We start from the raw sequence: 19,572 nt of genomic DNA on the forward strand, positions 1-19,572 counted from the left end.
CAGGTGGTGCTGCAAGACCATCAAGCTTAGCGCTATAACCGATGAGATGCTGCGTAGGTTTCCAATGGGTTTTATTAGCGTTGTTGGTCAGAGGGCCTTTGAGTCGTTTCAAAGGGCTAGGTTGCCTAGGGTTTCGGTTAGTAAGTGGGTTACTAAGGATATTGTTGTTGCTCCAATACAGGATTGGACGGCGCTCGAGGTTTGGGGGCTACATATTGCTGAGGAACCTGCCCTATAACAGGGCCTATGAGTATGGCTTTGATAGGCTTGGCTGTGTCATATGCCCGGCGAATGAGTTGGGGGAGTTTGAGGTTGTGCGTGAGAAATACCCCCCCGGTATTTACACGAGGCTTCACGATGTGCTCAAGGAATTCGCAGCTAGCCAGGGGTTGCCAAACGAATTCATTGAGTACGGCCTTTGGCGCTGGAGGAGGGGGTTTACCGGGTGATATCCGTAGTCGGGTTAGGGTGAGTTTCAGGGTTAAGTATCCAGTCAGGTTTAGTGGTGATGGTGGGTCGCTGGTAGTGGATGTTGATAAGCCCATTAACATGGGTACCTTCACGGAGTTCCTAAAGATGCTTGGTTCGGTGGAGGGCACTGATGGTTCATACATTGTGAGAGGTAAGTTTGGGGGGGAGGCCGAGGTCAGGGTTGGGCAGGGTGGTAATAAGGTGCTTATCTCCTCAAACAATAAGGAGTTAAGGGTTCATATTGCGGGCTTTGTGGCTAGGGCGTCGGTATGCGGTGAGTGTAATCTATGCGTTAATTGGTGTCCGACAAAGGCATTGAGGCGTGTTGGTTCGGGGCCTTCATTCATTGTTGATGAGAGTAAGTGCATAAATTGCCTGCTTTGCTCCAAGGCCTGCCCCCTCGGCTCAGTACCTGGTTTATCGCCGTCCTGAGATTCGTGGGGGGGCCTGAGTTTATTGCCTTATTAATTATTTAGTGAGTGTTTTATTGATGGATAGGGAGGAGGCCGTTAAGGCGATTTACCACCTAGTTAATTGGTTGGTTAACCCAAGTGAGGAGTTTAGTACGGTGCTTCAGTACTTGGATGAGTTGTGTATGGAGTTTGGGACTTGCGTTAAGGTTGATGAGCCGACGAGGGTGTCGGTCATGAAGGCGATTATAGAGGTTGTGATGGAGTTGCTTAGTAGGTGCGATAAAAATTAATCCCAGCAATACTCACTTAATCAATGGGTTGGTTGGAGGAGCTTAGGGGGGGTAGGATAGAAATAACGCGGAGAAGGACGTACCTCGATAATGCTGGGGGGCTGGTCCATTAACAAGGGATGCCGCTGAGGCAATTATGAATTTCGTTGATCTATGGCAGGAGGAGGGTGAGCCGTGGGAATTGGCCCTTGACCATATCGTGGAGGCCAAGAGGGTCTTTGCGCAGTTGATTAATGCCCCGTCGTGGCAGAGTATTGCTGCCGTGCCGAGCGCCACGTATGGGTTGAATGCGTTATTATCGGCTATGGAGTTTAGGCCCGGTAGTAACGTGGTCATTAGCCCACTCAATTTCCCAACAGGCGTCTTCTCATTCCATGCCCTCAGGTCCCGTGGCCTAATTAAGGAGGTTAGGATCGCGAGGCCCATTAATGGGTACGTGCCCCCTGGAGGAGTATGAGAAGCTCATTGATGATAATACTGCGGTGGTTTTTGTTGATTATGTTTCCTGGATAACGGGGGGGTATAGGGAGAGGATTAGGGAGATTGCCGAGATTGCGCATGCGAGAGGCGCGGTGTTAATAAGTGATGCATTTCATGCAGTTGGTGTCCTACCAATTGATGTGACTAGGGATGGTGTTGATGTCCTGATTACAGGTTCATATAAATGGTTGCTTGGTCCTCATGGTGCTGGCTTCGTCTATGTTAGTGACGAGTTATTGAATAGCTTAAGCCATCGTTATCGGGTTGGATGGGGGGGATTGATGATAACCAAGTGAGTAGGAGGTTGAGGGGGGGTGAGAAGTTGTTTGAGAGGCCGATAGATATAAGTACGTACATGCCTGCCAGGGATGCTGCAAGGCTTGAGTGGGGGGGTACGTGGCCGATAATAGCGTTTGAGGGGGACCCTGGCGTCCATGAGGTTACTGCTTAGGTATGAGGTGCCTCATAGATTTGAGGAACATACTAGTAGGTTAATTAGGTATTTGGCGGATTCATTAGGGGATTTGGGGGGGTTGAAGGTGACGACGCCACTCGAAAGCCATGCGGCAATACTGACCTTCGAGTACTCAGATCCCTACGGCCTTGCTGAGTTCCTCGGTAGGAATGGTATCGTGGTCTCCCCCCCAAGGCCTGGTACCATCAGGGTGTCACCGCATGGTTATAATACCGTTGATGAGATTGAGAAGTTCATTGAGACCTTGAGAGCGTATATTAGGGCTAGGGCTTAATCAGTGATTTCTTCCTTAATGACCACCAATCCCTCCCATTACTTATTGCTTCTTCGAGTGGGTCCTTAATGCCCAGTTCATTAAATGCCCTCTTCCTGGCCAGCACCCGCTGCATTGGCCGCATGGCACGTCGTAATTATTATGGCAGGACCACGTGTATTCAAAGGGCACGCCCAATTTGAGGCCTAGCCTAACGACTTCGGTCTTGCTCAGCTTCGAGAGCGGCGCTATGACCCTGAGCCCCCCCCTGGCCCTGCCTATGTAGGTACCTATTGTTAGTGCCCTCGAGATTAACCTCCTGAACTCCTTCGATGTGTCTGGGAAGTACTTCGTGTCATCGGCATTATGGCCTGCGACTATCGTGTCTATCCCAAGTACCTCGGCGTAGTATGCGGCGATTGCGTATATTATTGCGTTTCTCGCGGGTATAGTACTTGGGTGGGCACTCCTTAGGTGGCTTGGTCTTTCATTATCATTGCTCCACAGTTCATCAACCTCCCTCATGAATGGTAGATTAACCTCAATCAGTTCCGTATTTGTTAGCCTGGCAAGTTCCCTGGCCGTCTCCTTCTCACGTTCACCCTGCCTGGGTAGTTTATTGATATGGCGATTACGTCGTAACCACGTGACTTGAGTAGGTACAGCGCCACAGCTGAGTCAATACCACCAGAGAGTAATACAATGGCTCTTTTCCTCATTCATTAATGGCCACGCCATTAATGTTAATAAGTAATTTGTGATTGTTCATTGAGGTTATGCATTAAAATTAGGCGTTGTCTCATTAGGTGAGTATGGTTAAGGATAGTGTTGGTGAGGTCATAATTCATTATGCGCTTAATGTTAAGTTTGAGGACCTGGATCAGCAAGTCATTAATGAGGTTAAGCGTAGAGTCCTCGATGGCCTTGGCGTTGCCCTGGCAGCCTTCATGGCGGAGCCCGTTAAGATAGCGAGGAGTATTGCTAAGAATCACCGGTCAAATGTTGAGGCCACGGTATGGGGGGGCACGCTTGATACGTCATCGATTGAGTGGGCTGTATTTACTAATGCGTTAATGGTTAGGTACCTCGACTATAACGATACGTACCTAAGCAAGGAGCCACTCCACCCAAGTGATATGATCCCTGCACTGTTCGCGGCTGCCGAGTATAGGGGGGGATTGAGTGGTAGGGATTTGATAACGGCCATAGCAACGTCGTATGAGATAGGCGTTAGGCTTTGCGATGCAGGTAGTCTTAGGCTTCACGGTTGGGATCACGTCAATTACATAGGAATTGCGGTTACGGCGGGCCTCGCGAAGCTCATGGGCCTTAGTGAGAGTGAGGCCTTGAATGCGTTATCGATAGCCACGGTACCGCATGCGGCCATGAGGCAGTCAAGGGTTGGTGAACTTAGTCACTGGAAGGCGGCGGCAACTGCCAATTCCTCGAGGAATGCCGTGTTCGCGGTGTTACTGGCTAGGGAGGGATTCACGGGGCCGGACGCACCGTTGAAGGGTGAGATGGGTTTCATAAGGCAGTTACTGGCTGGGGGGGAATTTAATGATAAGTTAATACTTGACCTGAGCTCAATACCGAGCCCCAAGAGGATACTGGACACGTACATAAAGCCATACCCAGTGGAGTACCACGCGCAGTCGGCCGTTGATGCGGCTAGGATGATTAGGCAGGAGTATGGAAAGGCCGTTGAGCCTGACGATGTTGAGGCTATAACGATAGACACGTTCAAGGCTGCCTACGACATAATAGTTAAGGACCCCCCCGAGAAGTGGGATCCAAAGACTAAGGAGACTGCGGACCACAGCCTAATGTGGGTGACAGCAGTAGCGCTGCTATACGGTACCGTGGAGCTCTACCACTACAAACCTGAGAACATACGCGACTCCAGGGTGCTTTCATTAATAAGGAAGATGAAGGTTAATGTAGACCCGGAACTGGATAAGTTATATCCGTCGGCGATACCCAATAGGATAACCGTGAAGTTCAGGACGGTAGGGAACTAACAGCCCGTGTAGATCACCCAAGGGGGGGCCATCCAAAGAACCCAATGAGTGATGAGGAGGTTGAGGATAAGTTCAGGAAGTTAACTGATGGTTTATTAACACCGGGTCAAGCAAACGTCGTGATAAATCTCGTGAAGAACCTAGAGAATTTAAAGGATGTTAAACAAATACTTAAGGCTATAGTCATATAAGTGTAATAATAACGGCCCGTGAGACTATTTTAATTCTTAAATCATCATGAAGATTTTCATATAAGTAATGTTCTATTAATATTGCAATACCTTGCCATATAGTGTGGTTGGGTTAATTCATTTTATGGGTATTATTTATTTATAAACAGGATTATGCAAAAATAAAATTATAATTGTCTTCTGTGTTTAGTGTGGCGGAATCATTGATAGGGTATGCCTAATAATTAAGGTTATGCCTTGTGATGCTTGGTGCAATAGTGTGGGTTTGCGGGTCAGGGTATTGTTAATGATTAATAACCTTATGTATAGTATAGAATGCATAAAGTTTAAATTGGCTCTCGTTTCCTAGGCTTTAGATCATGGGTACTAACGATATTGTTAAGTTTGAGGCCTTATCGCCGGCTGAGTTCTTTAGGCGCAATCGAGAGATAGCGGGATTTAGTAACTCAACTAGGGCTGTTTATCAAACGATTAGGGAGCTTGTTGAGAATAGTCTTGACGCGACTGAGACGTTTAAGATACTGCCGAGTATAAAGATCTATATTGATTACGCTGATCAATCGAGGAGTTGGGTCAGTATTTACGTTGAGGATAACGGCATTGGTATACCTGGGGATGAGATACCAAACGTCTTTGGCAGGGTATTCTACAGCAGTAAGTATAGGATTAAGCAGCACAGGGGGGGTATCTTCGGGCTTGGCGCCAAGATGGTTGTGCTATATGCCCAATCGACCACGAATACGCCAATACTCGTTAGGAGTGCGCCGTTGAAGAGTGATGTTATTTATGAGTATCAATTGATGATTGATATTACGAAAAATGAGCCGTGATAGTCTCACAGAGAACGCTGGAGAATAAGTATGGGTGGCATGGCACGGCGATTAAGGTGGTTCTTGAGGGTGACTGGTCAAAGGCTAAGCGGAGGGTTGAGGAGTACCTGAGGAGACTGCCATGGTCGCGCCGTATGCCGAGTTTGTACTTAGGGGGGGCCCAGATGAGGATGACGCCATTAAAATACCTAGGGTAACCACGAAAATGCCTGACCCACCGGAGGAGGGTCTTCCACATCCCAAGAGTGTTGATGTGGAGTTGATAAAGCAATTAATACAGAGGGACCCAAACATGTCACTGCTTGAGTTCCTTGTTGAGAACTTCGATGGTGTTGGTGAGACGATTGCTAAGACATTCCTTGACTTTGTTGGATTACCGCCTGACATGCCCGTGGGTAAGCTTATGAATGATGAATTGGTTAATTTTGTAACGAAGATGAGGGAGTTTAATGGGTGGAGGAGGCCCAGCTGATTGGCTTTCGCCGATTGGTGAGGACATACTTGCCGAGGGTGTTAAGTTTGTGCTTAAGCCTGAGGTTGTGTTTACGGTCACTAGGAAGCCTAGTTCGTACATGGGTAATCCATTCATTGTCGAGGCAGCATTGGCTTGGGGGGGTGGGGCTATCGAGCCCAGTGACAAACCGATTATCTATAGGTTTGCTAATAAGGTTCCGTTGATATACGATGAGGGCAATGATGTTGTTAGGAAGATTGTTGATGAGATCGATTGGACCCAGTACAAGGTTAAGTTCCCGGCTCCCCCCCTAGCCATAGTAGTCCACATATGCTCTACGAAGATACCATACGCAAGTGCGGGTAAGGAGGCGATTGCGAGGTACCCGAGATAGAAAACGAGGTAAGGAACGCAGTTAGGGAGGTCGCCAGGAAGCTTAGGCTGTACATAACGAGAAAGGAAAAGGAGCAGGAATTACTAATGAAGTATGCAATATTCAGCATGTATGCCGAGGAGATCGCCAGCGCCCTCTCCTACGTGAGTAAGGCGGATCTCGATGAACTAAGGAGTAGCATTAACGCATTAATAAGGGAGAGATTAAAGATTAAAAGTCTTGAGGAATTATTGACAAATACTATTAATAATGCCGAGAACGGGAATAATGAGGACGAGGGTGATCAGGATCACGAGCCATCATCATGAACCCTCAGACGCACCAGCAACATCATTATCACCAATAGTCACATTGAATAGTGAGTTTATATGATTATCTCTATATTAATGACCTATTATAAATGATTATTGAATTTATGACCACGCTCATTACTCAGTTCCTTATGAATGGCCATGCTTAATTCGTGGAGAATCTTAATGATTGTTTCATCACCTGAACCCACCCTAAATAAGTGTGTTTTATCTCTCCTCTTATCGCTGTTTCCAAAACCTGAAATCCCAGGGAACCTACCAAGTAATGCCTTGGCGACATCCTCCTCCGTATAGGGCAGTATCATGACGGCCTCCTCATCGCATATGTCGTGCAGGTAATCAACATGCCAAAACCTATTAACGACCTTACCAAGATGCCTAACTATGCGTGCCGCGCATGCATTACCGCATGAACCCACGTACGCGTAAAACCCATCGACTATTGCAAACTTCCTACCCCTGGTAATTACATAGCCACCCCTACACCTGAATAGGACTACATAGCTACGCCACTTCACCATACATAGGTCACATTAATAACGGCGTTCTCCGGTATCTCGCCATTAACTATCGTACCCGCATTCGTTGGTGGATAATACTCAGCCACGTAGCATGTGAAACCGAGGGTGAGTACGTACGTTGAGTTTGGTAGTACTGGGATGATTAATTGACCATACTGACCAGCTTCATAAGTGTATGCCGAGCCCTCGTATGTGTACATCGCGGTCATGGGCATTGAGGGCATTGCCTGGGCCATGACATACACGTAATACGATACTGAACCTTCAATGACTTGAGGATTCGATAACCTATACGTTATCACTAAGTAACCAGGCCCCCCCTTCGTTTCAAAGTAAAGATCCTTAGTTGACTGGAGTGTGTAGCCATTACAACTCGTTATTGATAACGTGGCACTCATGATTAGGTTACTCGCAATAACCTCTTTATGACTTAGTGAGCCCTGGTACTGAATCGAACTTTCATTTGCCATACACTCATTCAGCTTCTGAAGGAGTGCTGTGTACTTAATGAGTAGGTTCGTGTAATTGTTCATTAACTCTTCATACTCAACAGAGTTAACGTATGAACTATCTGCCGTAACACCATTCCTGGCCAGATACAGTGAGTGTATCGAGTACACTAGTACTATTGCGAGCACCAGCGCCAGAATTACCATGCTCAACGTCTTTATACTAGGCACTTGCGTTCATTACTGTGGGGGGGTAAAATAAAAGTTAATTTACCATAACGTGGAGATAGACTTTTATAATCCATAGGTCCTGCAATTATGATTGGCGTGTCGTTACCCAATTACTGCGGTGAACCGGAGGTCCTCATTAAGATACCTAATGAGCAGACCAACCAGAGTGGGGGGGCATACCACCGGAGAAGAGACCCATGGACCTGTACCTCAAGTACGGCTTTGTGGTGATCGATAAGCCAAGGGGACCGACAAGCCACGAGGTGGCTGCCTGGGTTAAGAAAATGCTTAACCTCGATAAGGCTGGTCACTCTGGGACGCTTGATCCAGGGGGGGTTTCGGGTGTATTGCCCATAGCGCTTGGTGAGTCCACAAAGGCAATACCGGCAATAAACACGTTGGATAAGGAGTACATAATGGTCATGAAGCTTCACGGTGATGTTGATGATGAGAAGTTGAGAGCCGTGCTTAGGGAATTCACCGGCGCCATTTATCAAAGGCCACCATTGAGGAGCGCGGTTAAGAGGCAGTTGAGGATTAAGCACGTTTATGAACTTGAGCTTCTTGAGAGGGATGGTAAGTACGTATTGATTAGGATGAATGTGGAGTCTGGGACCTACGCCAGGAAACTTGCCTACGATATCGGCGAGGTATTGGGGGGGGTTGGTGCTAACATGAGGGAGCTTAGGAGGACTAGGGTTGGTTGTTTCACGGAGAAGGAGGCAGTTACACTTCAGGACCTTAAGGATGCGTACATGCTCTACAGGGATTATGGTGTTGAGGACTTGCTCAGGACCTACGTGAAGCCCGTTGAGTACATGGTTAGGCACCTACCCAAGGTCTGGATTAGGGACTCAGCAGTCGATGCTGTATGCCATGGCGCCGCGTTGGCGGTTCCAGGCATTGCTAAGTTAACGAACAATATTAACAAGGGGGGGTCACTTGTGGCAATAATGACACTTAAGAATGAATTGGTCGCCCTTGGTTATGCGGAGATGACTAGTGATGAGATAATGAGGGCGCAGCGAGGAATCGCTGTTAAGACGACCAGGGTGGTCATGAAGAAGGGCACGTACCCACCAATGTGGAAGCGAAGGAATACCGGGGGGGGAAAGGCTGAGGAGAAGCCACAAGGTTCTGAGGGTAAGTCACAGCAATAGTTTTATTACTTCGCTCATGATTAATGCACTGATTGATGAAAGTTGAGGGTCAACTGACCTGGTGAGGAGCAGCGGATCACCTGACTCTTCCTTTCGACATCCGTAATTTAAACAGGAATACGCAATTATGGAGATTAGGCGATTAGGTGGTTGATGATACCGAGATATACCTAGACGAATGCCCCCCCGCATCGCCACTGGGTCATATACTGGCTTTACGGAGTAGTGTCGAGGATAATAACGAACCTCCATACCTAAGCATGGATTCGATAAATGACGTAACCATATACCTAACCCATGCGTGTAATCTCAAATGTAGGCATTGCTATTTATCGGCAGGTAAGCCATTAAGTGGGGAGTTGAATGTTGATGATTGGCTTCACATACTCGATAAACTAAGGGATTTGGAGGTTAAGTACGTGTATTTATTGGGTGGTGAACCGACGTTACTGATTAAGAGGGGTTTATTGAGGATAATAAGTCATGCGAAGGATCTCGGCCTCTACGTATCGATGAGCACCAATGGCACATTGATTAATAGGGAAAACGCGCTTCAACTTAAGAGGGCTGGTCTTGACCAGGTCCAGGTGAGCCTTGATGGTCCAAATCCCGCGGTTAATGACGTGATTAGGGGTTTTGGTAGCTTTAATAAGGCTATCAGGGCTATTAATGTATTTAAGGAGGTTGGTATTGCCGTGTCGCTATCATACACGGTAATTCCTGATAATGCCTATTACGTAACTGACATGGTTAGGCTAACAGAGAGGTTGGGGATCTCCGTGCTCACCTTTATACGTGCTCAGGAATTTGGTAGGGCTCGAGAGAACGGTTTATCACTTAGCGATGAACTGGCGAGGATGGTGATTAATGATTTAATGCGCATTAGACTAACGTCAAGCTGGTCCTAAATGGATTTAGGTTCAGTCTCAGTGATTTATACGAGGTATATAGAAAGTCAAGGGAGAGACTTAATGCCCTTAAAATCATTAATTACTCAACATGCCCTGCAGGCAGGAGTAGGTTCGTAATAGACTCAGACGGTAGTGTCTATGGGTGTGAGCTATTAATGAGTAAGGAGTTCTACGAGGCAATGCGTTGAGGGATGGCCTTAGGGCTATTTGGAGGGATGGCTTTAGGTCCTTTAGGGGGGGTAGGAGGTGTGCGGAAATAAGGCCATGCAGCACTTGCCCAATGATTGACCTATGTAACGCGGGTTGTCCTGCCCGGGCATTTACGGCATTCGGCTCCGTGAATTCGCCTGATCCTTACTGCCCCCCCATCATTAAGGAACTGATTAATAAATCCAGGTAATGATTACTCCCTAATTAAGGAAATGATTGTTGATGTATTCAGGGAGTTGAATAGGGATGTACTTAGCCTAATCAAGAGAGCCTACATGGTGGATCCCATTAGGTATGCCTACCTGTTCTACGACATTACTTACTACCCGGAGTTCACCGAGGCATACCTAAACGTGGTCGGTAATGAGATAATTGGTTACATACTAATATTCAGGGGATTACCACACACGGCGATTCACGTAATCGGCAATGCGCCCATTAACGTACTTAATGAGGTTTCATTAAGCAATCGCCTAGTGATATATGCGGAGGCCGAGCCTAAGTACGTAAACAGCCTAGTCAATAAACTATCCAGTAAGGGCATGGTATCACTATCCAGGGGGGGCATAACAATGATCTGTCAGGGAAGCACATTCAGGGAGTTCGTAATCCACGGTAATGCCGTAGTCCGCAAATTATCAATTAATGACATTGACGAATTCATTAAGATCAAGAGCATTCAGGGAACACAGATAAGTAAGGCTGAGACACTAATTAGGCTGTCATCACCCCCCCACTGGCATTACTACGGCTTATTCATCAATAATGAGTTAGTGGCTATTGCAGGCACGTACCTAAAGCTGCCGGAGGTTTGGATCATCGGTGACGTATTCACGACACCCAACTACAGGAATAGGGGCTTTGCGAAGGCCGTGGTCTCCGCGGTAACTAAAGATGCAATCAATGCCGGCGCTATGGCAATGCTATATGTGGATGAGAATAATATATCCGCCCTGAAGCTTTATAAGGGGGCTTGGTTATTACGCGGTACAGGAGTTCATTATAATAATGTCTAACTTAGCTATAATATAAATATATTATATACTTTTATTTAATATAAACCCTGATTAATAAGCTGAAAAAGTATGGATCCTGAGGTTAAGACCTACCTAATACTGCTTTTAGTGTCTCTGGTCTTAATGATAGGTGGGGGCGCCTTTGCGTCCTATGTCAATTCTGACTTTGGTTTTGTCCACGTGTATCAAATATCAATATATGGTGACCATGGAGCAGTAATAAGTGCCATGCTTTACGTACCTAGTACCGCATCACCAAAGCACCCCCCCGCCCCCCCAGCTGTTTTAGCTGTTAATGGATGGAATAATCAAAAGGAGTTCATGCAGAATGTAGCCATTGAATTAGCGAGGAGAGGATACGTAGTGCTGATAATGGATCCCTACGGACACGGGCTCTCCGGCGGTACCATAGGGCTTTTAATTGCCTATGGGCCTTACGGCACAGTAAGCGCGTTGAAGTACCTGGCATCTCTGCCGATGGTTAATGCCAGTGATATTGGGCTTGTTGGCCACTCCATGGGTGGTTTAGCCATAACCGAGGCTGCCCTGGCCCTTCCAAGCGATTATAGGTCCATGTTTCTCATGGAATCAACGCCGTTTTGGTACGGCTTCTACAGCCTATCACTGGTTAGTCACCTTAAGAACGTGGCCATAGCCTTTGGGCTATACGAGGAGTTAGGGCCACTAATGATGCATGAACCGACGGGTTTTGACGCGCCTAAGTCGCCGTTATTAATGCAGTTCTTCAATACCTCACAACCAGTGGTGCCGAACATGATATATGGATCAATAAGTGATGGAACCGCAAGAATATTGTATCAACCTCCAATAACCCATGCTCAGGCAACTGATGATCCAACAGAGATAGCCGAAGTAATACAGTGGTTCTATCAAACCCTTGGCGCCCCCCCTATTTACATACCGCCATCCAACCAAATATGGCAGTGGAAGGTAGTTGGTACAGGAATAGCACTATTCGGTGCATTCATCTTCCTATTCGCCGCGGGATCCCTACTGCTTAGAGCAGGTGTCTTTAGGTCCCTGGTAAGGCCGGTGCCTGATTACAGGGGGGGATTTACGGGGGGGATTGGTTGGTGGATAAATGCCGTGATAGTAACGGCATTAGGCCCAGCGCTATACATATGGACAAACCTATTCGTTTGGAGTCACTTAACGTCATTTGTGAGCATAGTATTTCCCCAGGTACAGAGCGATGTATACATGTTTTGGGCATTGGTTGTTGGCGGTATAACAATAGTACTCCTCATATTAGATCACTTTGTTTTCCTGAGGAAAAAGGGTGCAACTGCAGTTAATTATGGGCTTTCATGGGGGGGCGATAGAAAAACAACCATAATAAACATAATCAAGGCCTTTGTCTTCGCAGCAATAGTACTATCAGCCCTATACGTAATACTGGCCTTCGTGTTTTATACATTCAATGTGGACTTTAGGTTATGGATCTGGGCCCTGGAACCCATGACCTTTAGAAGGTTTGTGTACTTCTGGGCGTACCTACTACCATTTTCAGTTCTTCTTGTGCCGCTGGCTGTATTGTTTAGCGGATTTATGAGACCAAGAAATGGGGGGGAAGTAGGTATTGGGGCTGAAATGGCCATAAATTCCGTAGTGCTAACCCTGGGCATAATAATTTGGCTAGTCATTGTCTATGGCGAAATATTTGCTGGGCACGCACCTAACCTAAGTGTACTTCCAATATACATGATACCCTTCGTAATACTATGGCCATTAGTTGCTTCATTAGCGACGTTCTACTTTAGAAAGACAGGAAACGCCTATGTTGGCGCATTCCTAGTGACCATGTTCATTGTATGGTATGTAGTCGCCTTTGACTCATTCTAGCACCAGGTACCAACCATCAAAATAAAAATTCAAGCTTACTTTTCCTTAATTAAATTCCTCACGGTGAAATTTTACAAGGTGGATTCCAATTATTGGTGCGGGGGGGGTGGGATTCGAACCCACGCAGGCCTTCGCCAGCGGATCTTGAGTCCGCCCCCTTTGACCTGGCTCGGGCACCCCCCCCGCGAGGTAATGCTTCTTTACGGGATTTTTAAACCTTAAATTATTATGATCGCCATACCACTTATCTATTCCTTGATAACGGCTTCAGGACCCTCCTTGGATTATCATCAACCATTTTCTTTATTGCCTCTTTAGGTATTGGTATACTTAGGAATTCCTGAAGGTTTGCCTTGATATCATAAACGCCAGGTCCTGGATAATCACTTCCGTATATTGATTTATCGCTTATCTCAGTTAGCCTTGGTATGTACTCTAATACCCTCCTGGGCGGTATGCTTGATAGATCAGCCATTATGTTAGGCCTTATCCTTATTAATTGAAATGCCGTAGCCACCCAATTCGGTCTACCCACGTGCGACATTATTATAGTTAGCCTTGGGAAGTCCACCGCAACATCATCAACAAATATTGGGTCACCGTACTTATTCCTAGCCCTTGAGAAGGCGCTTGTGCCGGTGTGTATGTACACTGGTAATCCGTGATCCTCCGCAAATTGATAAACAAGCTCAAGCTGCCTTAAACCACCCTCCTCAGGCCTATAGGCGTTTGGTTTAAGCCACATGTGCGGTGGATGAACCTTAATCGCACTAATCCCTGCCTCGTACTGTCTTTCAAGCCAGTACTTGGTCTCCTCAATAGTTAACTCATTAGCCTCAACGCCGCCTATTACCGCAAACCTATCCGCGTAATCCCTAACGGCATTTATAACCCTCAGCGCGTAATCCTCCTTAACAGTGCCCAGCTTCCTTGCTGGGAAGGCCATAATGCCCACGTAGTCGATGTTTGCATCATCAAGAACCCTAATGACGTCCTTCACACCCATTAGAATCACCTCACGAGGCGCACCCCATTCCCTCATTGCAAAATTCATTAATTCCTCTGTTATTGTTTCCTTAAACACTAAGTGCGTGTGAGCGTCGATGTAACCCATCAATCCATTAACCTGCGTTTATATGTTTATACGTTTTTGCTATATTTAGAGTATGTTTTTATATTCCCGTTAATGCCTTTTGCCTAGTATGAACGAACAATCACTGAGGGAGTTAATTGTCGAGGTCTTTAGGCTCGCATATACCAGGAGGTTAGTAGATTTACTTGGCGGTAACGTAAGCGCCAGATTGAATGGTAATGAAGTTTTGATAACACCGACATCCATGCCGAAGGTACTCATAAAGCCGCAGAGCATTGTTAAGATTAGGCTTGACGGTACCGTAGTGTCCGGCGGTAATCCCAGCAGTGAGTGGAGGATGCACGTGGGCATTTACAGGGTTAGGGATGATGTGAAGTTCGTACTTCACACACATCCACCCAACATATTGGCGTTGACCAAGGCAGGTCTTAAGATCGACCTATCCCTTAGTGAGGCGATTTCCTATGTTGGTGAGATCGCCGAGGTTCCCTACTTAAAGCCAGGTAGTGCTGAGCTTGCGGATGCGGTCAGTAGGGCGATATCTAGGAGGGGGGGTGTTACCGCCGTGGTTCTGAGGAATCATGGATTGGTTACGGTTGGTTCAACGCCATATGAGGCACTCAATAGGGCTGAGGTTCTCGAGAACCTTGCATACATAACCCTGTTCTCTAACTGCCTTGGCAAATGAGTACCTATAAGGTCACTAGCACCTCGACCTCATCGCCATCTTTAAGGCCTAGTTTATCCCTTAGTTTATAGGGTGATATTATCTCTATTGTGTCGAAACCATGGTGGGTCCTCTCAATTAGCAAGACAGCGCCAGGTAGTCCTTGGATCGTCGCCCTAAAGCACTTGACATTCCCGTAAGTCCTAACACCATTGCTAAAGCCCTCTATGTAAATGCCTGGCAATGCGTCTAGGTAAAGCCTGTACTTGATGTATTCAGGCTTTAACTTAACATTAAGGGTTCCAGGGTATGGCTTAAACCCGAGCTTCTCAATGAATTGCTTGACATAACCCTCAAGGCTCATATAAAAGCTGCCCTCACCCAATCCAGAGGTGACACTACCGACAAGCCTAATCACCAGCCTCTCATCAAGGTAATGCCTAATTGTGTCAATCACGAACTGAAGAGCCTCTGAGGCTCTTTGTGTGAACTTAATCGCTAATTGGCCGCTCACCGTGGACTTAATTATTAATCCCTCATCAGTGAGCCTATTTATTATCTTAAATACGTTCTGCGGTGTTGTGCCTATGTCATTGGCAAGCCTCGTTAGGTTTATCGTGACGTAATCCTTATCGTTGATTCCATACTTAACAAGGAGTATTAGGTATGGTATTCTTCGGAGGAGCTTATAATCAATTCCCAATGAAGCACGGCTCATGGAACTCCCCCCCATACACTTCGCATTGGCATAAAGGCACCCATTTATTAACGCTTCCTCCTAAACGTGATGGATAATTTACTGAAAGGATCAGTGTGAGACAGTCTCGTCATTTTTACGGATTCTGCCCGCCTCATCATCTAATTATCCCAGTTTTGGAAAAATAAAAAGGCTTAAGTCTCTCCCAGCGATTCCTCTCCTTCCATGATCTCCTCCTTAACCTCCTGCTCAAGCGTCTTAAGGGCTTCCTGGGCATTATCCGCAGCCTTCCAATAAGCCACCTTACCCCCCCTCTTAATCTCCCTGATCAACCCATCCCTCTGAAGAAGCTTTAACGCGTAAAAGACCTGACTGTGGCTTAGGTTGGTCTTCTTGACGATCTCGTTAGTGGGTAATTCACCCTCCTTAATTAATAATTCCAGGATCTCCTTCTTTCTCTCAACAATCCTAACGGTCTGTTTGCGAGGCATTACGGTGATTTTTAACTGTTTATTTTTAAAGATTAAGATGCCGGCAAAACGATATTACTGAACCACTCTGATTAAGTTCCTAAACCTTAAGTAGAGGGCGTAATCTATGTATGCCTTGTTCTCAAGGTAGTAATTAACCGTTCTTGCCCTACCAACCTTCTCAGGCAGTAGATCCGTGGTAATTAAACTGAAGGCGTTTGATCCAGCGCCGCTCCCGAAGGAGACCATGAGTATCCTGGAGCCAGGCTTAGCATTTTCCAGTATGTTGGCTAATCCTATTAATACTGCGCCATTGTATGTATTGCCTATCCTATCGACCACAATGCCGAGCTTAACCTTCTCAAGGGGTATACCAAGCATTTGAGCAACCCTCACAGGAAACCTTGCGTTTGGTTGATGAAATACTGCGTAGTCAAAGTCACTCGGCTTAAGCCTGTTACCTCCATTAAGGTCTTTGCTGCATTAACAATATGCCTAAAGTAGGCAGGCTCTCCCGTAAATGACTCGCCATGAACCGCATATGGTATGCCATCCCTACGCCAGAAGTCCGGTGTATCTGAGTTGTATGCATGGATATGCTCAATCTCGGCCGCAACACCATCGGACCCTATGATGTAGGCCGCCGCGCCACCAGACACAGTATAGTCGAGGTGGTCCCCCCCCGGCTCTCCATGGCTATGGTCAACACCGACCGCAAGCCCATACTTAATCAAGCCGCTCTTAACAAGGCCTGTCGCATTAACTATGGCGTCTGAGCCGGCCTTGCATGCGAATTCCATGTCGACCGCGAATGACTGCTTCCTCATTCCCAAAGCCTCAATTAGTATTGAGGCTATGGCTTAACCGCGTAAGGCTTCGACTCAGTACCAACAAATACCGAACCCAACTCCCTAGGGTCAATACCCGCCCTCCTCAACGCATTTCTCGAGGCCTCCACCGCCATTGTGACCGCATCCTCATCAGGACCACCAACACTCCTCTCCTCAACCCAATAAAGATCCTTAATCCTAAGCGGATCATCACCCCCCCATACCCTAGCGATCTCCTTTGTGCTTATCCTGAACCTAGGTATGTAGACGCCCCCCATCCAACAATGCCTACCTTGCCCACAGACTGTATTGCTTTATTTCCTTTTAAAATTTAAGGTTCGCAGTCAATTTCTTTTGATGATGATAACTTCATTAATGCACGTATTATCTTCGCTCTTGTCTTCTCATTCTTAGTCTTCCTAAGTTTACTGCAAAGTACCCTACGTATTGCATTTCGTAATTCATCATTCCCAATTATGGCCTTGAATGGTATACTCACAATCGTGTATCCCTTCTTCTGCCTTATGGAGACTTTTTCGTATGCATTCCTTAACTTCTCATAAATCCTTAATGCTCTGATGGAATTCTTCGTTGAAAGTACGAGTCTTAGGTTATTATAGTCTATCGTGAATCTCTCGCCATATATTTCAACCTGTGACTCACCTCGGATATACTTAAACTCCACATTAGAGATCTTCTTTATACCCAACCACTTATCGCTTTCTAATGCGTCCAGGACCTCTCCTAGAATGGGCGGTACAGCATCTAATATGGCCCTTGCTAATTTAACAGCATGGCTGTCGTAAAACGATATATTTGCAACGTTGTTCTTGCTATTTAGATTATATTTAACATTTAATGATTTACTTAATTTCTCAAGTATTGCCTTCCACTCCTCTAACTTTTCTTCTAGCTTTGCTGCGTTTACTGTAATCTCTATCCTCGCCCTTAACCTGTTTCTCCTCAGATACGCATTTGCATAGCCGTCACCCAATATGCTTGTTAATAAAAAGATCAATAACGTCTTTTCATCAAGGCCTTCAGCGATCTTAAGTGCATTTTCTTTATATGATATGTGGTTGTTAGCCGTGAGGGACCACGTTATTGTTACGTCTTCAATGTTTACATTGATTGATTTTATATTTATGTATACATCTCCTGGATAAAGAAGTGCCCAAAATACCGCTTGCCATAGGCGTGTTGTCCTCATCCTGGGTTTATCCTTATTTTCTCCCTCATCTGTATTAGCAAGACCCAGCTTTGCTGCAAGGAGTATTTTAGCGAGTTCTTCGTATTTACTCTTATTTTTCATAAACTCCTTGAAGACGTCTGGTATCCTTATTGTTGTGCCTGGGAAGTCATTAAGTATTTGGACTATAACATCCCTATTCCTAATAATTTCTAAGGTGATGCGGCTTCCACGTACCGTGATTGTTAATGAGCTCTCCGTCCTCCTAACAATTACTTCAGCCCTGCCGTTTATTAAATCTTCGATGACCCCTCTTAATTCATTAGATACTCTATTCCTAATCCAATAATCATCATATTGATATAAGTACTTTAACATCTCATTAAGAATGTCATCAATCACCTTAGCCACCTTATCGTTTATTGTCTTAATTTTATCCCTACTATTGAATATTTTGATTTTCTCCTTATCTAACCACCATGGTACCCATACTCGCCAACGTAATAAACGGTAAAGAACTTCAATAAGTATTATAATAACCTCATTAATCGTCTTTAGATCATTGATCTCCCCCACCGCACTTATACTTAGAATCATCCCTTTCACCCCCCAGCACAATCTGTTTTTCCTAATTAAATCCTCATCAATTTTTAATACATGCAATTTCTAGATCCTGAGCAATACACATCGGTAATTTAATTTTTAAATGATTAATAAGGTCCTCAGGATGATTGTTGATGAACACGAAATATTTTGTGAGATTAGTATGTGCTGTGCAATAATTTAAGTTAAGTATGTGAAATTGAACTTATTAGTAAACGCATGGCATTGAACCAGTGAGTTGGCAAGATGAAGATAATTATATAAGCTGATTTGAGGATTAAGCAGTGAGGATTGGTCATGGGTTCTAATAATGAGGTTAGTCTTAGGGTTGCGGAGGCGAGGACTAGGGATGTTGGTAGGCTCATTGTTAGGATACCGCAGCGTTACATGAGGGTACTCGGTATAGAGCCTGGGGGGGAGTATGTTGAGATAATTGGTAATAAGCGCAGTGCCTATGCCCAGGTATGGCCTGCCTACACCGATGATGAGGATAAGGACTACATAAGGATGGATGGCGTATTAAGCAAAATGCCGGCGTCAGTATTGGTGATGTTGTTAAGGTTAGGAAGGCTAATCTGAGGTCTGCCCAGAGAGTCACGATAGCACCCGTGGGTGAGTACATTAGGGTTGACCCTGATTACTTAAAGAGGGCTTATCTACTTGGTAAGCCCGTTTGGAAGGGCTCGATCATTGAAATACCGTATTACACAGGTTCCATTAGGTTCATGGTCACGAGTGTGACACCAGGGCCAGCCTCCTATGTAGGTATAGACACCGAGGTCCAGGTTAGGGAGGAGCCTGTTAGGGAGATGGAGTTAACAATGCCGAGGGTTACTTGGGAGGACATTGGTGACCTTGAGGAGGCTAAGAGGAAGATTAGGGAATTGATAGAGTTACCGTTGAGACACCCCCCCGAGATATTCAAGCACCTTGGTATTGAGCCTCCTAAAGGCGTTCTCTTAATCGGTCCTCCTGGAACTGGTAAGACCCTGCTCGCTAAGGCAGTTGCCTCAGAGGCCAATGCCTACTTCATATCGATTAATGGCCCTGAAATAATGAGTAAGTATTATGGTGAGTCT

At 45.9% G+C, this 19,572-nt stretch carries 21 protein-coding genes, 1 tRNA gene and 5 pseudogenes; 17 read left to right on the top strand and 10 right to left on the bottom strand.

Annotated elements, in window-relative coordinates; genetic code table 11:
* The 8 genes from JCM11216_RS13155 to JCM11216_RS20025 form a co-directional block, all read left to right on the top strand.
* Positions 1-238, top strand: a 238-nt coding sequence (locus JCM11216_RS13155; protein ID WP_243676370.1) for a phosphoadenosine phosphosulfate reductase family protein, incomplete at its 5' end; no start/stop codon positions are given.
* Positions 216-449 (top strand): hypothetical protein, encoded by a 234-nt coding sequence (locus JCM11216_RS13160; RefSeq protein ID WP_054854486.1) that lies wholly within the window; start codon positions 216-218, stop codon positions 447-449. The genes JCM11216_RS13155 and JCM11216_RS13160, both read left to right, overlap by 23 nt.
* 19 nt (positions 450-468) lie before the next feature.
* Positions 469-903, top strand: coding sequence for a 4Fe-4S binding protein (locus JCM11216_RS13165; RefSeq protein ID WP_054854487.1), 435 nt, complete (start codon positions 469-471; stop codon positions 901-903).
* 58 nt (positions 904-961) lie between these two features.
* On the top strand, positions 962-1,174 hold the full coding sequence (locus tag JCM11216_RS13170; protein WP_054854488.1) for a hypothetical protein: 213 nt from the start codon (positions 962-964) through the stop codon (positions 1,172-1,174).
* Positions 1,175-1,310: 136 nt separating this feature from the next.
* Positions 1,311-1,631, top strand: coding sequence for a hypothetical protein (locus JCM11216_RS20010; protein WP_243676371.1), 321 nt, complete (start codon positions 1,311-1,313; stop codon positions 1,629-1,631).
* Positions 1,603-1,950, top strand: coding sequence for an aminotransferase class V-fold PLP-dependent enzyme (locus JCM11216_RS20015; RefSeq protein WP_243676372.1), 348 nt, complete (start codon positions 1,603-1,605; stop codon positions 1,948-1,950). The genes JCM11216_RS20010 and JCM11216_RS20015 overlap by 29 nt, the downstream gene beginning before the upstream one ends.
* Positions 1,947-2,105, top strand: a complete 159-nt coding sequence (locus JCM11216_RS20020) for a hypothetical protein (protein ID WP_243676373.1) — start codon at positions 1,947-1,949, stop codon at positions 2,103-2,105. The genes JCM11216_RS20015 and JCM11216_RS20020 overlap by 4 nt, the downstream gene beginning before the upstream one ends.
* A complete protein-coding gene (locus JCM11216_RS20025) occupies positions 2,068-2,403 on the top strand; it encodes a hypothetical protein (RefSeq protein WP_243676374.1) in 336 nt (111 codons plus the stop codon). Before JCM11216_RS20020 ends, JCM11216_RS20025 begins: the two co-directional genes overlap by 38 nt.
* 42 nt (positions 2,404-2,445) lie before the next feature.
* Here JCM11216_RS20025 and JCM11216_RS13180 read toward each other — a convergent pair whose 3' ends face one another.
* Positions 2,446-2,928, bottom strand: a complete 483-nt coding sequence (locus JCM11216_RS13180) for a 7-cyano-7-deazaguanine synthase (RefSeq protein WP_243676379.1) — start codon at positions 2,926-2,928, stop codon at positions 2,446-2,448.
* Positions 2,929-2,942: 14 nt separating this feature from the next.
* Positions 2,943-3,101, bottom strand: coding sequence for a 7-cyano-7-deazaguanine synthase (locus tag JCM11216_RS20030; protein WP_243676375.1), 159 nt, complete (start codon positions 3,099-3,101; stop codon positions 2,943-2,945).
* Between the two features lie 93 nt (positions 3,102-3,194).
* Between JCM11216_RS20030 and JCM11216_RS13185 the strand changes: the two are divergent.
* Together JCM11216_RS13185 and JCM11216_RS13190 are read left to right on the top strand one after the other, a co-directional pair.
* A pseudogene (locus JCM11216_RS13185) lies at positions 3,195-4,594 on the top strand (MmgE/PrpD family protein).
* 359 nt (positions 4,595-4,953) lie between these two features.
* A pseudogene (locus JCM11216_RS13190) lies at positions 4,954-6,580 on the top strand (DNA topoisomerase VI subunit B).
* Positions 6,581-6,666: 86 nt separating this feature from the next.
* Here the strand turns inward: JCM11216_RS13190 and JCM11216_RS13195 are convergent.
* Positions 6,667-7,104: a DUF123 domain-containing protein gene (locus JCM11216_RS13195; protein ID WP_054854489.1), complete on the bottom strand. Its 438-nt coding sequence runs from the start codon at positions 7,102-7,104 to the stop codon at positions 6,667-6,669.
* Positions 7,098-7,784, bottom strand: a complete 687-nt coding sequence (locus JCM11216_RS13200; RefSeq protein WP_054854490.1) for a hypothetical protein — start codon at positions 7,782-7,784, stop codon at positions 7,098-7,100. Before JCM11216_RS13200 ends, JCM11216_RS13195 begins: the two co-directional genes overlap by 7 nt.
* Positions 7,785-7,871: 87 nt before the next feature.
* Between JCM11216_RS13200 and JCM11216_RS13205 the strand changes: the two are divergent.
* From JCM11216_RS13205 to JCM11216_RS13220, 5 genes and pseudogenes are all read left to right on the top strand, one after another.
* Positions 7,872-8,944: pseudogene (locus JCM11216_RS13205) on the top strand (RNA-guided pseudouridylation complex pseudouridine synthase subunit Cbf5).
* A gap of 146 nt (positions 8,945-9,090) precedes the next feature.
* Complete coding sequence (locus JCM11216_RS13210) at positions 9,091-9,852, top strand: radical SAM protein (RefSeq protein ID WP_243676376.1); 762 nt, start codon at positions 9,091-9,093, stop codon at positions 9,850-9,852.
* Positions 9,853-10,039: 187 nt separating this feature from the next.
* Positions 10,040-10,255 carry an SPASM domain-containing protein gene (locus JCM11216_RS20035; protein ID WP_243676377.1) on the top strand — a complete coding sequence of 72 codons (216 nt, stop codon included), beginning with the start codon at positions 10,040-10,042 and terminating at the stop codon, positions 10,253-10,255.
* Between the two features lie 22 nt (positions 10,256-10,277).
* A complete protein-coding gene (locus JCM11216_RS13215; protein ID WP_054854491.1) occupies positions 10,278-11,081 on the top strand; it encodes a GNAT family N-acetyltransferase in 804 nt (267 codons plus the stop codon).
* A 69-nt stretch (positions 11,082-11,150) separates the two neighbouring features.
* Positions 11,151-12,944 (top strand): alpha/beta fold hydrolase, encoded by a 1,794-nt coding sequence (locus tag JCM11216_RS13220; protein ID WP_054854492.1) that lies wholly within the window; start codon positions 11,151-11,153, stop codon positions 12,942-12,944.
* A 98-nt stretch (positions 12,945-13,042) separates the two neighbouring features.
* On the opposite strand, the gene JCM11216_RS13225 is transcribed toward JCM11216_RS13220, so the two are convergent.
* Together JCM11216_RS13225 and JCM11216_RS13230 are read right to left on the bottom strand one after the other, a co-directional pair.
* Positions 13,043-13,127, bottom strand: a tRNA-Leu gene (locus tag JCM11216_RS13225).
* A gap of 61 nt (positions 13,128-13,188) precedes the next feature.
* Complete coding sequence (locus JCM11216_RS13230) at positions 13,189-14,058, bottom strand: amidohydrolase family protein (protein ID WP_054854493.1); 870 nt, start codon at positions 14,056-14,058, stop codon at positions 13,189-13,191.
* Between the two features lie 88 nt (positions 14,059-14,146).
* On the opposite strand from JCM11216_RS13230, the gene JCM11216_RS13235 reads away from it, so the two are divergent.
* Positions 14,147-14,725: a class II aldolase/adducin family protein gene (locus JCM11216_RS13235; protein WP_054854494.1), complete on the top strand. Its 579-nt coding sequence runs from the start codon at positions 14,147-14,149 to the stop codon at positions 14,723-14,725.
* A gap of 4 nt (positions 14,726-14,729) precedes the next feature.
* On the opposite strand, the gene JCM11216_RS13240 is transcribed toward JCM11216_RS13235, so the two are convergent.
* The 4 genes and pseudogenes from JCM11216_RS13240 to JCM11216_RS13255 all read right to left on the bottom strand — a co-directional run bounded on the left by JCM11216_RS13240 (position 14,730) and on the right by JCM11216_RS13255 (position 18,496).
* Entirely contained in the window at positions 14,730-15,422 is a 693-nt protein-coding gene (locus tag JCM11216_RS13240) for a DUF120 domain-containing protein (protein ID WP_054854498.1), read from the bottom strand.
* A gap of 173 nt (positions 15,423-15,595) precedes the next feature.
* Positions 15,596-15,892 (bottom strand): winged helix-turn-helix transcriptional regulator, encoded by a 297-nt coding sequence (locus JCM11216_RS13245; RefSeq protein ID WP_054854495.1) that lies wholly within the window; start codon positions 15,890-15,892, stop codon positions 15,596-15,598.
* A 54-nt stretch (positions 15,893-15,946) separates the two neighbouring features.
* Positions 15,947-17,002 (bottom strand): annotated as a pseudogene (locus JCM11216_RS13250) (hydroxymethylglutaryl-CoA synthase).
* A gap of 30 nt (positions 17,003-17,032) precedes the next feature.
* On the bottom strand, positions 17,033-18,496 hold the full coding sequence (locus JCM11216_RS13255; RefSeq protein WP_243676378.1) for a hypothetical protein: 1,464 nt from the start codon (positions 18,494-18,496) through the stop codon (positions 17,033-17,035).
* A 294-nt stretch (positions 18,497-18,790) separates the two neighbouring features.
* On the opposite strand from JCM11216_RS13255, the pseudogene JCM11216_RS20040 reads away from it, so the two are divergent.
* A pseudogene (locus JCM11216_RS20040) lies at positions 18,791-19,572 on the top strand (AAA family ATPase); the annotation flags it as partial.

Origin of the sequence: Vulcanisaeta distributa JCM 11216, assembly GCF_001315985.1 — an archaeon.
Classification (GTDB): Archaea; Thermoproteota; Thermoprotei; order Thermoproteales; family Thermocladiaceae; genus Vulcanisaeta; species Vulcanisaeta distributa_E.

Excerpts from the sequence above, each read along its gene's own strand:
- JCM11216_RS13240 (WP_054854498.1), bottom strand. The coding sequence starts at position 15,422 with ATGAGCCGTGCTTCATTGGGAATTGATTATAAGCTCCTCCGAAGAATA.
- JCM11216_RS13195 (WP_054854489.1), bottom strand. The coding sequence starts at position 7,104 with ATGGTGAAGTGGCGTAGCTATGTAGTCCTATTCAGGTGTAGGGGTGGC.
- JCM11216_RS13230 (WP_054854493.1), bottom strand. The coding sequence starts at position 14,058 with ATGGGTTACATCGACGCTCACACGCACTTAGTGTTTAAGGAAACAATA.
- JCM11216_RS13220 (WP_054854492.1), top strand. The coding sequence starts at position 11,151 with ATGGATCCTGAGGTTAAGACCTACCTAATACTGCTTTTAGTGTCTCTG.
- JCM11216_RS20030 (WP_243676375.1), bottom strand. The coding sequence starts at position 3,101 with ATGAGGAAAAGAGCCATTGTATTACTCTCTGGTGGTATTGACTCAGCT.
- JCM11216_RS20015 (WP_243676372.1), top strand. The coding sequence starts at position 1,603 with ATGGGTACGTGCCCCCTGGAGGAGTATGAGAAGCTCATTGATGATAAT.
- JCM11216_RS13215 (WP_054854491.1), top strand. The coding sequence starts at position 10,278 with ATGATTGTTGATGTATTCAGGGAGTTGAATAGGGATGTACTTAGCCTA.
- JCM11216_RS13235 (WP_054854494.1), top strand. The coding sequence starts at position 14,147 with ATGAACGAACAATCACTGAGGGAGTTAATTGTCGAGGTCTTTAGGCTC.
- JCM11216_RS20010 (WP_243676371.1), top strand. The coding sequence starts at position 1,311 with ATGAATTTCGTTGATCTATGGCAGGAGGAGGGTGAGCCGTGGGAATTG.
- JCM11216_RS13245 (WP_054854495.1), bottom strand. The coding sequence starts at position 15,892 with ATGCCTCGCAAACAGACCGTTAGGATTGTTGAGAGAAAGAAGGAGATC.
- JCM11216_RS13170 (WP_054854488.1), top strand. The coding sequence starts at position 962 with ATGGATAGGGAGGAGGCCGTTAAGGCGATTTACCACCTAGTTAATTGG.